This is a genomic window from Rhodanobacter sp. sgz306013, from assembly GCF_057031145.1.
This window is the reverse complement of record NZ_JBXCIJ010000005.1, coordinates 92,880-106,943: the sequence shown is the minus strand read 5'-3', so window position 1 is coordinate 106,943 and position 14,064 is coordinate 92,880. Positions and strand designations below refer to the sequence as shown.

The window sequence follows — 14,064 nt, the reverse complement described above, 5'->3', positions numbered from 1 at the left end:
GCCGCCGGCTTGCCGGGCGTGACGATATGGCTACGGCCCAATCGCACGCTCAGTCGGCGCGGCCTGCGTCGACTCATCATGCTTCTGGTGGCGCTGGCGCTGACGACCGCCGTCCTGGGCGCGTGGCAGGGGAATGTATTCGCTCCGCTGTTCGCCCTGGTCGAGTCGTCTGCCGTGGCCGTCGCCCTGTGCGTCGCCTGGCAGGCCGGCGACCGCAGCGAGCGCATCACCCTCGACGAAACGTCGCTGGAGGTGCAATCGTTGCCGGGCCGGCGCCGCGTGCGCTTCCAGCCTTACTGGGTGCGCGTGCGGATGGACGAGGGGGAAAGCGGATGTCGCCGCCTGCTGCTGTCTTCGCACGGGCGCGAGCTGGAAATCGGCGGGTTCCTTGCCGAACGGGAACGTGTCGAGCTGTTGCGGAAACTCAAGGTGCTGCTGGAAGGGGTCAACGACCAGCCGCGCGGATAGGTTCAACAAAGGGCGAGAGCATGACATCTGGCAGCATCAGGACTGACGGGACCGGACCGAACGGAAATCGAATCCGTGGCGGCCGATCCAGCCGCGGCAGGATGACCGGCATCAGGCGCGCCGTCGCGGCGTCGACGGCCATCGTGCTGGCGCTGTGCGCCGGTGTTGTGCAGGCCGATCCCCACCCGTGGCAGCTGAACATGGGGCGCGGCGTGACCACCTGGTCCGGCGAGCCGTACTTCCTCAACAACGTCGCGCTGGGCGTGTGCGTGGTGATCGGCTTGCTGGTGTTCGGCGCGATGTTCATCGCCATGTTCCGCTTCCGCAAGTCGCGCGGCGCGGTGGCCGAGAAGTGGTCGCACAACACCACGGTCGAGATCGTCTGGACGACGATCCCGGTGATCATCCTGGTGGTGCTAGCCTGGATGGCCACCGGCGGACTGGTCTCGTTCGCGAACACCACCGGCTCGCAGATGACGATCAAGGTCACCGGCTACCAGTGGAAGTGGCGATACGATTACGTCGACTACCTCGGCAAGCCGGTCAGCAAGGTCGGCTACATGTCCAAGCTCGATTCGCTTTCCGACAAGACCCGCCAGCTGGATTCGGGCATGGATCCCTACGCGGTGAAGACCGGCGACGAGAACACCTACCTGCTCAACGTGGACAAGCCGCTGGTGCTGCCGATCCATACCAAGATCCGCTTCGTGATCACCAGCGACGACGTGATCCACTCGTGGTTCGTGCCGGCGTTCGGCTGGAAGATGGACGCGATTCCCGGCATCGTCAACACCGCCTGGACCAACATCAACGAGGCCGGCACCTACCGCGGCCAGTGCGCCGAACTGTGCGGCCAGGACCACGGCTTCATGCCGATCGTGGTGAAGGCGGTCTCGCAGGAAGACTTCGCGAAGTGGCTGGCTGCACAGGAACAGGCGTCCGCGCCGCCGCCTGCCGCGGCGCCCAGCGCCGCCGCGCCCGCCAGCGGCGGACAGGGCTGAGCCCGGGTGCATCCGCAGTCATGACGCGTTGCGGCCGTCCTGGCCGCGAAATTCCGGAGAGCAGCCGCCCGCGGCTGCGCCCCATCGACAGACTTGAGGCAGAGGTGCAAGGCCATGGCCCACGAAGCCACCCACGATCACCACGATGACCACCACGCACCGCAGGGATTCTTCCAGCGCTGGGTCATGTCCACCAACCACAAGGACATCGGCACGCTGTACCTGATCTTCTCGCTGACGATGTTCTTCATCGGCGGCAGCTTCGCGATGGTGATCCGCGCCGAACTGTTCAAGCCCGGCCTGCAGCTGGTGCAGCCCGCCTTCTTCAACGAGATGACCACCATGCATGCGCTGGTGATGATCTTCGGCGCGATCATGCCTGCCTTCGTCGGCCTGGGTAACTGGATGATCCCGCTGATGATCGGCGCGCCGGACATGGCGTTGCCGCGCATGAACAACCTGTCGTTCTGGATCCTGCCGTTCGCGTTCGCGCTGATGCTGTCTACGCTGTTCCTGCCCGGTGGCGGCCCCGCTGGCGGCTGGACCATGTACCCGCCGCTGTCGCTGCAGAGCGACTCGCTGGCCTACGTGGTGTTCGCGATCCACCTGATGGGCATCAGCTCGATCATGGGCGCGATCAACATCATCGCCACCATCCTCAACATGCGCGCGCCGGGCATGGACCTGCTGAAGATGCCGGTGTTCGTGTGGAGCTGGCTGATCACCGCCTTCCTGCTGATCGCCGTGATGCCGGTGCTGGCCGGTGCGGTGACCATGCTGCTCACCGACAAGTACTTCGGCACCAGCTTCTTCAACCCGCACGGCGGCGGCGATCCGGTGCTGTACCAGCACGTGTTCTGGTTCTTCGGCCACCCCGAGGTGTACATCATGATCCTGCCCGCGTTCGGGATCATCTCGGAGGTGATCCCGACCTTCGCGCGCAAGCCGATCTTCGGCTATCGCGCGATGGTGTACGCCATCGCCAGCATCGCCTTCCTGTCGTTCATCGTGTGGGCGCACCACATGTTCGCGGTGGGCCTGCCGCTGGGCGCGGACATCTTCTTCATGTACGCGACGATGCTGATCGCGGTGCCGACGGGCGTGAAGGTGTTCAACTGGGTGGCCACGATGTGGGGCGGCTCGATGACGTTCGAGACGCCGATGCTGTTCGCGATCGCCTTCGTGATCCTGTTCACCATCGGCGGCTTCTCCGGCCTGATGCTGGCGCTGGTGCCGGCCGACTTCCAGTACCACGACACCTACTTCGTGGTGGCGCACTTCCACTACGTGCTGGTGACCGGTGCCGCGTTCGCGATCATGGCGGCCACCTACTACTGGCTGCCGAAGTGGACCGGCCACATGTACAACGAGTTCTGGGGCAAGGTGCACTTCTGGTGCAGCGTGGTCTTCGTGAACGTGCTGTTCTTCCCGCAGCACTTCCTCGGCCTGGCCGGCATGCCGCGCCGCATCCCCGACTACAACGTCGCCTTCGCGGACTTCAACATGATCAGCTCGATCGGTGGCTTCCTGTTTGGCGCCTCGCAGCTGATTTTCCTCGGCGTGATCGTGCACTGCGCGTTCTTCTCGAAGAAGAAGGCCACCGACCGCGTGTGGGAAGGCGCGCGCGGCCTGGAATGGACCCTGCCGTCGCCGCCACCGCACCACAGCTTCACGGTGCCGCCGGTGGTGCATGACGAGGAACTGGCGCACGGCCACGTGAACGACTGACCTGCGCGGAGAACACGACACATGGCCAACCACATCGCGGATGGACAGTTTGAGCGGAAGCGCCACCACGGCGTGCGTCGCACCGTGACGGTGCTGGCCATCGTGGTCGGGGCGTTCTACCTGCTGTCGTTCGCGCAAATTCTGTTGATGAAATAGTCGAGGCGGCTCGTCGCCTCACCGGGGAAACTCCACGGAGTCTCAGCATGGCCCAGCAGCACGACATCTATTACGTACCGAGCAAGAGCCAGTGGCCGATCGTGGCCGCGGTGGTCATGTTCCTCACCGTGTTCGGCGCGGCGCACTGGCTGAACGCGGAGCCCGGCGAAAGCGGCTTCGGCAGGACGATGATCACGATTGGCGCGATCGGCGTCATCGGCATGTTCTTCGGCTGGTTCCATTCGGTGATCAAGGAATCGCTGGCCGGCCTGTACAACCCCCAGGTGGACACCTCGTTCCGCATGGGCATGATGTGGTTCATCTTCTCCGAGGTGATGTTCTTCGGCGCGTTCTTCGGCGCGTTGTTCTACATCCGCACGTTCTCGGTGCCATGGCTGGGTGGCGAGGGCCATGGCGTGCTGACCCACCAGTTCCTCTACAACGCCTACAGCGGCGCCTGGGGCGCGGCCGGTGGCAACGGCCCTCTGCATGTCGGCGGCGCCTTCAGCACCGTGGCGCCGTGGGGGTTGCCGCTGCTGAACACCCTGATCCTGCTCACCTCCAGCGTCACCGTGACCATCGCACACCATGCGCTGCGCGGCGGCCATCGTGGCCGGATCCTGCTGTTCCTCGGCCTCACCGTGCTGCTGGGCGCGAGCTTCCTGTACTGCCAGGCGCACGAGTACATGGAGGCGTACAAGGAGTTGAACCTCACCCTGCACAGCGGCGTGTACGGTTCCACCTTCTTCATGCTCACCGGCTTCCACGGCCTGCACGTGACCCTGGGCACCATCATGCTGGCGGTGATCTGGCTGCGCGTGCTGAAGGGCCACTTCAGCAAGGACCACCACTTCGGCTTCGAGGCGGTGGCGTGGTATTGGCACTTCGTCGACGTGGTCTGGCTGTGCCTGTTCCTGTTCGTCTACATATTGTGATTTGACGCGACGTCCTGTCGCGGAGAACGAAGATCAAGAAACCGGCCATCCTTGGCCGGACTCCTCAAGAAGCGCGGCCCAGGATCGGGTTTGAGAACTAAAGAAGCCCGCCGAATGGCGGGCTTCTTTAGTCTTGCGATAGCGCGATCGTCGCAGGTCGGGCGTATGTGGAATCAGACGGCTACAATCACTGGCCGACGTCGTGCGGCTGGAGCCAGCCCATCCAGATGCCGAACACGACCATGCCGATCAGCAGCAGCGAGAGTGCGATGCGGCGGGTCAGTGCCCACGCCATGCGCCGATCGTTGTCCTTGTCGGTCATCATGTAGTACAGCGCCTGGGCGAGGCTGAAGATCACCACCAGCAGCAACACCACCACCGCGTATTTGTAGATGGGGCCCACGTGATTGATCCGGTCGAATGGGGTGCAGGCAGTATAGCCATGGCAGGTAGCGCATCGTGCTAGGCGGCTTCCGCCGCCCACCATGGTGGGCGATCCTGCTGACCGCCGCCTCGGCCGTGCTTTTCGTGCGTCTGGGCTTCTGGCAGCTGCACCGCGGCGACTACAAGGACGAGCTGCTGCGACGCTATGCCGCGGCAGCCGTGGCGGCGCCGCAGGACTTCGCCGCGGTGGCCGCGCAGCCTCCCAGGGACGCCTATCCGCGCGTGCAGGTACAGGGCCGTTACCTCACCGATCGCATCTACCTGCTGGACAACCCGATGCACGACGACCGCGGCGGCGTGGAGGTCTACGTGCCGCTGCGCGTACCCGGCCACGATCGGCTGCTGCTGACGGACCTTGGTTTCCTGCCAGGCAACGGCACCGACCAGACGCCGCAGCTGCCGCCCCTGCCGGAAGGCGTGGAGTACTTGCATGGCCTCTACGTGCCACCGCCGGGCCGCGGTTTCGAGATGGGCGGCAACGCACTCACGCGCCAGGGGCACTGGCCGAAGAAGACAATCTATTTCGACATGAACCAGATCGCCGCCGACCTTGGCGCGAAGCTGTATCCGCGCGTGCTGAGCCTGGATGCCGATCCGGCCTCGATCTACGTGCGCGTGCACACACTGGACTTCGGCGACATGCCACCGGCGCGGCATCGTGCCTATGCTTTCCAGTGGTTTTCCTTCGCGATCGCCGTGGTGGTGATCCTCCTCGTGCTGAACCGCAGGCGCGGTTCGCGCAAATCCCGACCGACGGATTTCCGATGAATGCCTACGATCCCGCCGCGCTGCGCAAGAGCCGGCTGAAGTTGCTGCTGGTGGCCTCGATCTTCGCCGCGCCGTTCGTGCTGGCGCTGGTGCTCTCGCTGAGCGGATGGCAACCCGGCGCGAAGGGCAACGGCCTGCCAATCCTGCCGCAGCGCAACTTCGCGCAGGAGCAGCTGTCGGTACGCCTCGCCGACGGCAAGGACTGGGCGTGGCGCGACATCGAGCCGCGGCTCACCCTGGTCGCGCTGCCCGGCCCGGATTGCGCCGCGCGCTGCTACGCCACGCTCACCGCGCTGGCCAAGGCGCGCATGATGCTCAACCGCAACCAGTCGCGGCTGCGCCTGCTGTACGTGGGTACGCCGCCCGCGGACGCGCAGCGCGACGGCATGGCGAACTACTGGCAGGTCGGCCGCGACGTGGACGGCAAGCTCGCGCCGTGGCGCCCGAGCGAGCCGGACAGCGTCGGCGCATTGCTGGTGGAATCCGACGGCACGGCGCTGGCGCGCTATCCTGCCGGCTTCGATCCCTCCGGCTTGTTCCGGGACCTGCGCAAGGTCATCAAGTAATGACGTCGCGTGTCAAGCAAATCCTGCGCTGGCTGTCTTTGCTGGCGGCCGTGTTCGCGTTCGGGCTGGTCATGTTCGGCGCCTTCGTGCGCCTGTCCAACGCCGGCCTGTCTTGTCCGGACTGGCCCACCTGCTACGGCGAGGCGACCTGGCCCAGCCACGCGCAGGCGATAGCCAAGGCCGACGCCGCCTTTCCAGGCCGGCCCTACGAGGCGCACAAGGCCTGGCGCGAGCAGGTGCATCGCATGCTCGCCGGAACGCTGGGCGTGCTTGTGCTGGCGCTGGCGCTGCTGGCCGCATGGCGACGGCGATGGGTGCTGCTGGCGGTGGCTGGCGGTGCGTTGGTCGCCGCGGTGAGCGTGGCGATGTACATGCGCGGCGAGCACCACTGGTCGTCGTTGCTGGCAATATGCGCGATCGCCACGCCGCTGGCGGCGTCGCTGGCGCTGCAGCGGCCGGCGGCATGGCGCGTCTGCCTGGTGGCGCTGGGCGTCATCATCTTCCAGGCGATGCTGGGCATGTGGACGGTCACGCTCCTGCTGAAGCCCGTCGTAGTGACCGGACACCTGCTGGGCGGCATGGCCACGTTCGCGCTGCTGGGCTATGCGGCGGTGCGCTTCGCCGGTGTCGGCGCGGCGGACGACGCGCTGGCAGGGCTGCGCCGGCTGGTGATCCTCGGCATCGTGCTGCTCGCCTGCCAGATTGCGCTGGGCGGCTGGACTTCGTCGAATTACGCGGCGCTGGCCTGCGGCTTCGGTGACTCGGCGTTCCCGAAGTGCCTCGGCCAATGGTGGCCGCACGGCGACTACCACCAGGGCTTCATACTGTGGCGAGGCATTGGCGTGGATTACGAAGGCGGCATCCTCGACCAGGGCGCGCGCACTGCGATCCAGATGGTGCACCGGATCGGCGCGCTGGTGGTGTTCTGCTACCTCGCCTGGCTGTCGCTCCGGCTGGCCAGGCGCGGGCTGCGCTGGTGCGGCATCGCCATCGGTGCTGCGCTGGTCTGCCAGGTGCTGCTGGGCATCAGCAACGTGCACTTCGGCCTGCCGCTGCCGGTGGCCACCGCACACAACGGCATGGCGGCGCTGTTGTTGTTCGCCCTCGTGGCGTCGCTGGCGCGCACCCAGCGCAGGCAAGCCGATGCGCCCTGAAGTCCGTCGGACTGCTGAGGCAGGCCCGGCATGCGGAGATGGCGGCAACGGACGCCGCCGGGCTGTGGGCAAGGGCGCGAGGATCCTCGCGATGCTGGCCGGCTTGTCGCCGCTTTCCGCCGCGTGGAGCGGGGCGGCGGACGCCCAGGAACGACCGCTGGCGGGGCGGGATGCCGGAAGACTGGAAATGCGGCAGCAGGTGCAGGATGAAAACCGCACTTCGTTCGAGACGGCGGCCACCGAATCGCTGCGGCACGCGCGGAAGCAATCCTTGATGACTCCGCAGGAATCGACGGAGGCTTTCCTGGCGCTGGATCGCAACCGCGACGGTTTCCTGAGCCGTTCCGAATTGCCGCCGGAGATGGCTATCCTCCGCTCGCAGTTCGGCAACTACGACACGGACCGCGATCATCGCCTGTCGTATTCGGAGTTCGCCAACTACACCGATGTCGTGCAGGACGAGCGTGGTTCCGCTGCCCGTACCGCGCAAGAATGAAGACTGATCCATTGCCGAGTGTCGCCGTGCCTTCGACTTTCTCTGAATATCTGCAGTTGACCAAGCCGCGCGTGGTGGCGTTGCTGGTGTTCTGCGCGGTGATCGGCATGTTCCTCGCCGTGCCCGGCATGCCGCCGTGGCGGGCGCTGGTGTTCGGCACGCTGGGCATCTGGCTGGCCTCGGGATCGGCGGCGGCGTTCAACCACCTGATCGACCAGCGCATCGACAAGCTGATGGCGCGCACCGCGCGCCGCCCGCTGGCCACCGGCCACCTCAAGCCGTGGCAGGTGCTGGCGTTCGCCATCGCGATGGGCGTCGTCTCGATGCTGGTGCTGGCGCTGCTGGTGAACGGGCTTACTGCCTGGCTCACCTTCGCCGGCCTGATCGGCTACGCGCTGGTCTACACGGCCTACCTCAAGCGCGCCACGCCGCAGAACATCGTGATCGGCGGCCTCGCCGGCGCGATCCCGCCGGTACTGGGCTGGACCGCGGTGACCGGCGCGCTGCATCCGTTTGCGCTGCAGCTGTGCCTGATCATCTTCGTGTGGACGCCGCCGCACTTCTGGGCGCTGGCAATCTTCCGCCGCGACGACTACGCGCGCGCCGGCGTGCCGATGCTGCCGGTGACCCACGGCGTGGTGTACACGCGCTGGCAGGTGTTGTTCTACACCGTGCTGCTGGTGCTGGTGACCCTGCTGCCGGCGATCACGGGCTACAGCGGCTGGCTGTACCTCGGCGGCGCGGTGGTGCTGGGTGCGGGCTTCCTGTACTACGCGATCCGCCTGTTGAACCCGCCGGACGATTTCTTCGCGATGCGGGTGTTCAAGTATTCGGTGATCTACCTGATGGCACTGTTCGCCTTCCTGCTGGCCGACCACTGGCTGGCTGCCCCGCTGCAGCAGCAGGGGCTGGCGTTCCACCGGCTCAGATGAGCCGCACCTTTCGCCGCCGATTCACGTTTCATGCGTTGACTCGGTCGCTGTCGCACCGCAAAATACCCCGGTCGCGCGATATGTCACTGTCGCCGGCATCCTGTCCTGACTAACCAAGGCATATGGACGTTTACCCTAGTCGCAACGTCGACATCCGCTCGCATCGGGTGCCGGCAATGCATAACAAGCTGAACGCCTGCGGCAGCCGCCAGCGGTCGGCCGGTCCTTTCCTAGACTAGGAAACGCCGGTCCATCTCCGACGGCGCCGCGCGCCGTAACCGAGGAGATGGGCCCATGAAGCTCCTTCGCGATTTTCTCCGCCTGCGGACTCCCCGCCGCAGCCTGTTCGCCGTTCGCCGCGAAGCGCGGCAGCGCGTCTACGTGGTGACCGTGCCGGCGCCGCTGGTTGCCCCGTCCGCCGAACCAAAGCGCCAGACCGAGGCGCGCGCCGTCGTGCCATTGTCGCCGTCGCGTCATCTGCAACTGGCATCCAGTCACTGATGCACGCGTGCGCCCCCCGCAGGTGCTGGCCTCCGCCAGTGCGGCGGAGGCGCGGCTTGTTGTGTCCGGCGGTCCGAGCGGCCGCCGCCAGCCCCACAGCGGATGTTCCGCCCAGGTAGTCGGTAGCGCCGACACGCTGCCGCGGACGACCACGAAACCCGGTAGCGACCCATGAGCAAGTCCTTCTCCCGCTCGACCGTCAAGGCTGCGGCACCTGCCCCGGCGCAGGTGCATGCCGCGCAGGAAGCGTTCCGCGACAACGACGCGCTGCTGGCTGCGCTCGAAACCTCCACCCACGGCCTGGATGAGGAGCGCATCACCGAGCGTCTGCACCGCGACGGCCCGAACGAGGTCTCGCACGAGAAGCCGCCGCACTGGTCACTGCAGCTGCTGCGCGCGTTCAAGAACCCGTTCATCGTGGTTCTGCTGGTGCTGGCCGGCGTACAGCTGTTCGCCGACGACAGCGACGTCACCGGGCCAATCATCATTGCGGTGATGGTTGGCATCAGCGTGGTGCTGACCTTCACCCAGGAGTACCGCTCCTCGCGTGCGGCCGAGAAGCTGAAGGCGATGGTGCGCAACACCGCCACGGTGACCCGGCAGGCTTCCGACGGCCACAGCGAGCAGATCGAGGTGCCGGTGGCCGAGCTGGTGGTGGGCGACATCGTGCATCTGGGCGCGGGCGACATGGTGCCCGCCGACCTGCGCCTGCTGTCGGCAAAGGACCTGTTCATCAGCCAGGCGATCCTCACCGGCGAATCGTTGCCGGTGGAGAAGGCGGCGCCGGCACACGCGCACGGCGAGACGGCAGGGGGCAACCCGCTGGATCTGCCCACGGTCTGCTACATGGGCACCAACGTCATCTCAGGCACCGCCAGTGCGGTGGTGGTGGCGACCGGTGCGCGCAGCTACCTCGGCTCGCTGGCGCACAGCATGACCGGCCAGCGCGTGCAGACCAGCTTCGATCGCGGCGTGAACTCGGTGAGCTGGCTGCTGATCCGCTTCATGGCAGTGATGGTGCCGGTGGTACTGGGAATCCAGTGGTACAAGCAGGGCTTCTGGGAGGCGTTCCTGTTCGCGCTGTCGGTGGCGGTGGGCCTCACGCCGGAAATGCTGCCGCTGATCGTTACCGCGAACCTCGCCAAGGGCGCGATCGCGATGTCGAAGCGCAAGGTGGTGGTGAAGCGGCTCAACGCGATCCAGAACTTCGGGGCGATGGACGTGCTGTGCACCGATAAGACCGGCACCCTGACGCTGGACAAGATCGTGCTGGAGCGCCACCTCGACCTCGACGGCGAGGAGTCCGACGAGGCGCTGGAATACGGCTACCTCAACAGCCGCTTCCAGACCGGCCTGAAGAACCTGATGGACAAGGCGGTGCTGGCGCATCGCGACCTGGAACCGACCGCGGCGCGCTACCGCGTGGTGGACGAGATCCCGTTCGATTTCCAGCGCCGGCGCATGTCGGTGGTGGTCACCAACGGCGGCGGCGAGCACCTGCTGATCTGCAAGGGCGCGGTGGAGGAGATGCTGGCTATCTGCGCCCATGCCCAGGTCGGTGGCACGATGGAGCCGATGACCGACGAGCGCCGCCGCGAGATCAAGGCGATGACGCACCGGCTCAACGAGGACGGCCTGCGCGTGCTGGTGGTGGCGGTGCGCCGCGAACCGGCCACCGAGCGCGCCTGGAGCGTGGCCGACGAAAGCGGACTCACCGCGGTGGGTTGCCTCGCCTTCCTCGATCCGCCCAAGGACTCGGCCGCCACCGCGATCGCCGCGCTGCACGCGCACGGCGTTGAGGTGAAGGTGATCACCGGCGACAACGAGGCGGTGACGCGCAAGATCTGCCGCGAGGTGGGGCTGGATGTGACGCACTCGGTGCAGGGTCGCGACATCGAGGCGCTGGGTGAAGACGCGCTGGACGTGCTGGTGAAGCGCACCACGGTGTTCGCCAAGATGTCGCCGCTGGAGAAGGCGCGCGTAGTGAAGTCGCTGCAGCGCCAGGGCCACACCGTGGGTTTTCTCGGCGACGGCATCAATGACGCGCCGGCACTGCACGACGCCGACGTCGGCATCTCGGTGGACACCGCCACCGATATCGCCAAGGAGTCGGCCGACATCATCCTGCTGGAGAAGAACCTGATGGTGCTGGAGGAGGGCGTGCTGGAAGGCCGCATCACCTTCGGCAACATCATCAAGTACATCAAGATGACCGCCAGCTCGAACTTCGGCAACGTGTTGAGCATGCTGATCGCGAGCGTGTTCCTGCCGTTCGTGCCGCTGCTGCCGCTGCAGATCCTGGTGCTGAACCTGCTCTACGACATCTCGCAGCTGTCGATCCCGTTCGACCGCATGGACGAGGAATACCTCCGTGTTCCGCGCAAGTGGGACGCCAGTGACATCGGCCGCTTCATGCTGCTGGTGGGACCGTCGAGCTCGGTGTTCGACATCACCACGTTCGCGCTGCTGTGGTTCGTGTTCGGCGCGAACACGCCGGCGCACCAGTCGCTGTTCCAGTCGGGCTGGTTCATCGAGAGCCTGCTCACCCAGACCCTGGTGGTGCACATGATCCGCACGCGCCGCATCCCGTTCCTGCAGAGCAGCGCCGCCGCTCCGGTGCTGGGGCTGACCACAGCGATCATCGCGATCGGCATGGTGATCCCGTATACCGGCCTGGGCCACAAGCTCGGCATGCTGGAGATGCCGCCGGTGTATTACGCATGGCTGGCGGCCACCGTGCTGGCCTACTGCGCGCTGACCCAGCTGGTGAAGGTGGTCTACATGCGCCGGTACGGGCGCTGGCTGTAGCTCGGCGCCCGTTCCACCGCTTGCCTGACCTCCCTCTCCCGGCATCCAGGGGCTGGCACGCATGCACGCGCAGGTGATGGAGAACCTGTAGCTGGCCTGGGCGACGTTCCCGAGCGGCGGCCTGCGTGCGAAGCAGTAGCTGCCGGCGCGCTAGAGAGTGCTGCGGCGCTTGGAGAAGGAGCTCTCCGAGCGGCACATCCGCGCGCCGCACCGGTGCAGCGACGAGGGTGGCGTGGGCGACGCCTGGCTGCGCACCTGCGCGACCTCAAGCGCATCCAGTCGCACCTGGTCGCACTGGCCTGTCCGGTGCTGGAGCGTGCCGGCCTGCTGCAGGACCGCCTGCATGCGCCCGCATGCGCCCGCGTGGGCCTGCGCAGGCGACGGGACGGACTGGGCGCTCAGCCCGCGGGGCGCACGTCCAGCGTCATCGCGCGGAAGTCCATCGTCACCACGCTGTGCGCGAAGATCGGGTTGCCCACAGTGGCCTCGAACAGGCCGTCGGGCTGGTGTACCGGATTCTTGCCGTGCCCTGCGTAGTAGACCGTGGCGTCGGGACCCAGCAGGCGGTGGCCGTCGAAGCCCAGGTTGCGCGTCGTGGAGGCCAACATCTCGACGCCGCCGTCGGTGAATTCGAACAGCCTGGGCGTTCCCTGCTTGTGCAAGCCGAGGCCGGCCAGCGCGGCGTCGTAGACCACCATGGTGCCGGTGTACATGGTGTCGATCTGGGCGTGGATCGGGTGGCCGTCCACGTCAAAGGGTCCGCCCACCACGATGGGCGGCCCGTCATGTCCGAAGTGGATCAGTTGCAGCGTGCCGCCGGTGTGCCCGGACGGCTCGTTGCCGGTGATGAGCGCGGAGATGCGCAGCAGATGATGCGGGTAATCGATCTGCAGGACGCGATCCTTGAACGCTGTATAGGCCAGCGTGCCGTCGGCCGGCAGGCGGACGGGGCCGAAACTCGCGGGGCCGCCCACGGCGAAATGGACCGCGAGCGGCGCCTTGCCCAGCGTAAGCACATGCCGTCCACCGTCCTCGAAACCCGGGACGGGCTTGCCGTTGCTCAACACCGGTTTGGGCCGCCACTGCATTGCCTTCGCAGCGCCAGCCAGCATCAGCGAATCGACATCGCCGGTATCGAGCGCCAGCGTGCGTGGCGGCCCACTGTCGATGCTGGCCTGGAAACAGATCATGCCGTCGCAATCGTGGAAGGGCACCGTGGCGGCAAAGCGCGGCGATCCGTCGGCGGCACGCGCCGACAGGCCGGGAAGCATGGCGATGAGGGAGGCAAGGGCAAGCAGAACCTTTCCGGACATGGGCGGAACTCCTGCGTGGGGGCGTCGGCAGTTCAGCGCGTCGACCATGCAGGTACCAGTGCGGGAAGTCATCGGCTCGCGCGAGCCGGCGCAGGTGCAGGTGCAGAGCTCTCAGTCGTCCAGGGTGATGCTCCGGCGGCGATGCCGCCACCACAGCCACAGTATGCACAGCAGCACAAGGACGAACAGCAGCCACATGCTGTTCTGTCCGCGTTGCATCCACTTCATCAGCCATACGTGGTTGTCGGCGCCGAAATAGCCTAGGTACACCCATACCGGCACGCTGATCAGCGCGGCGATGGCGTCGATCAGCAGGAAGCGCAGCAGCGATACCCGCCGTGTGGCGCCGGCGGAAAGATAGATGGTGGTGCGCATGCCGGGCAGGAAGCGGGCGACGAACAGTACGCGGTTGCCATAGCGCGCGAACTTGTGCTGCACCACCTCGAAGCGTTCCGGCGGGAGCACTCGGGCGATCCAGCGCCACTTCAGCATGGCCTCGCCGTAGCGGCGGCCGAGCAGGAACACGGTGGCGTCACCCAGCAGCACGCCGACCATGCACAGGGCGAACATCGCGTGCACGTTGGCGTAGCCCAGCCCGGCGATCACGCCGCCGGCGACCAGGGTCACGTCCTCCGGCAGCGGCAGGCCGAGGCCGCAGATCGTCAGCGCGATCCATACCGCGGCGTAGCCGTTCTCGGCGAAGATCGTGACCAGTCGTTCAAGCAGATCCATCGGCGTCCCTGCGGGGCATGCGGCATGCGTCACGGCATGATCCCATACCCGTCCGCGACAAG

Annotated in this window: 15 protein-coding genes; 12 read left to right on the top strand and 3 right to left on the bottom strand. The window is 66.6% G+C overall.

The features are described 5' to 3' along the window. Nucleotides 1-24: 24 nt before the first annotated feature. The 5 genes from AC2EWF_RS16865 (at nt 25) to AC2EWF_RS16845 (ending at nt 4,288) form a co-directional block, all read left to right on the top strand. The gene (locus AC2EWF_RS16865) at nt 25-468 is read left to right on the top strand and encodes a DUF2244 domain-containing protein (RefSeq protein ID WP_483640681.1); all 444 of its coding nucleotides are present in this window, start codon (nt 25-27) and stop codon (nt 466-468) included. A gap of 101 nt (nt 469-569) precedes the next feature. After that, nucleotides 570-1,469 carry a cytochrome c oxidase subunit II gene (gene coxB, locus AC2EWF_RS16860; RefSeq protein ID WP_483640549.1) on the top strand — a complete coding sequence of 300 codons (900 nt, stop codon included), beginning with the start codon at nt 570-572 and terminating at the stop codon, nt 1,467-1,469. Nucleotides 1,470-1,583: 114 nt separating this feature from the next. Then, the gene (gene ctaD / locus AC2EWF_RS16855) at nt 1,584-3,197 is read left to right on the top strand and encodes a cytochrome c oxidase subunit I (protein WP_483640548.1); all 1,614 of its coding nucleotides are present in this window, start codon (nt 1,584-1,586) and stop codon (nt 3,195-3,197) included. Nucleotides 3,198-3,218: 21 nt separating this feature from the next. Then, entirely contained in the window at nt 3,219-3,353 is a 135-nt protein-coding gene (locus AC2EWF_RS16850; RefSeq protein ID WP_483640547.1) for a hypothetical protein, read from the top strand. Between the two features lie 47 nt (nt 3,354-3,400). Then, the gene (locus AC2EWF_RS16845) at nt 3,401-4,288 is read left to right on the top strand and encodes a cytochrome c oxidase subunit 3 (protein WP_483640546.1); all 888 of its coding nucleotides are present in this window, start codon (nt 3,401-3,403) and stop codon (nt 4,286-4,288) included. Between the two features lie 187 nt (nt 4,289-4,475). Here AC2EWF_RS16845 and AC2EWF_RS16840 read toward each other — a convergent pair whose 3' ends face one another. Further along, nucleotides 4,476-4,691 (bottom strand): twin transmembrane helix small protein, encoded by a 216-nt coding sequence (locus tag AC2EWF_RS16840; RefSeq protein WP_483640545.1) that lies wholly within the window; start codon nt 4,689-4,691, stop codon nt 4,476-4,478. A gap of 56 nt (nt 4,692-4,747) precedes the next feature. Here AC2EWF_RS16840 and AC2EWF_RS16835 point away from each other — a divergent pair, with 56 nt between their 5' ends. The 7 genes from AC2EWF_RS16835 (at nt 4,748) to mgtA (ending at nt 11,957) form a co-directional block, all read left to right on the top strand. Next, nucleotides 4,748-5,500, top strand: coding sequence for an SURF1 family protein (locus AC2EWF_RS16835; RefSeq protein ID WP_483640544.1), 753 nt, complete (start codon nt 4,748-4,750; stop codon nt 5,498-5,500). Next, nucleotides 5,497-6,066 (top strand): hypothetical protein, encoded by a 570-nt coding sequence (locus tag AC2EWF_RS16830; protein ID WP_483640543.1) that lies wholly within the window; start codon nt 5,497-5,499, stop codon nt 6,064-6,066. Before AC2EWF_RS16835 ends, AC2EWF_RS16830 begins: the two co-directional genes overlap by 4 nt. Continuing rightward, nucleotides 6,066-7,220 carry a COX15/CtaA family protein gene (locus AC2EWF_RS16825; RefSeq protein WP_483640542.1) on the top strand — a complete coding sequence of 385 codons (1,155 nt, stop codon included), beginning with the start codon at nt 6,066-6,068 and terminating at the stop codon, nt 7,218-7,220. The genes AC2EWF_RS16830 and AC2EWF_RS16825 overlap by 1 nt, the downstream gene beginning before the upstream one ends. A gap of 91 nt (nt 7,221-7,311) precedes the next feature. Then, entirely contained in the window at nt 7,312-7,716 is a 405-nt protein-coding gene (locus tag AC2EWF_RS16820; RefSeq protein WP_483640541.1) for an EF-hand domain-containing protein, read from the top strand. Further along, on the top strand, nt 7,713-8,648 hold the full coding sequence (gene cyoE, locus AC2EWF_RS16815) for a heme o synthase (protein WP_483640540.1): 936 nt from the start codon (nt 7,713-7,715) through the stop codon (nt 8,646-8,648). Before AC2EWF_RS16820 ends, cyoE begins: the two co-directional genes overlap by 4 nt. Before the next feature lie 294 nt (nt 8,649-8,942). After that, nucleotides 8,943-9,149, top strand: a complete 207-nt coding sequence (locus AC2EWF_RS16810; protein WP_483640539.1) for a hypothetical protein — start codon at nt 8,943-8,945, stop codon at nt 9,147-9,149. A gap of 171 nt (nt 9,150-9,320) precedes the next feature. Next, nucleotides 9,321-11,957 (top strand): magnesium-translocating P-type ATPase, encoded by a 2,637-nt coding sequence (mgtA, locus tag AC2EWF_RS16805; protein ID WP_483640538.1) that lies wholly within the window; start codon nt 9,321-9,323, stop codon nt 11,955-11,957. A gap of 398 nt (nt 11,958-12,355) precedes the next feature. Here mgtA and AC2EWF_RS16800 read toward each other — a convergent pair whose 3' ends face one another. Continuing rightward, a complete protein-coding gene (locus AC2EWF_RS16800; RefSeq protein WP_483640537.1) occupies nt 12,356-13,270 on the bottom strand; it encodes a hypothetical protein in 915 nt (304 codons plus the stop codon). Between the two features lie 111 nt (nt 13,271-13,381). Next, nucleotides 13,382-14,002 carry a DedA family protein gene (locus AC2EWF_RS16795; RefSeq protein ID WP_483640536.1) on the bottom strand — a complete coding sequence of 207 codons (621 nt, stop codon included), beginning with the start codon at nt 14,000-14,002 and terminating at the stop codon, nt 13,382-13,384. Nucleotides 14,003-14,064: the final 62 nt, after the last annotated feature.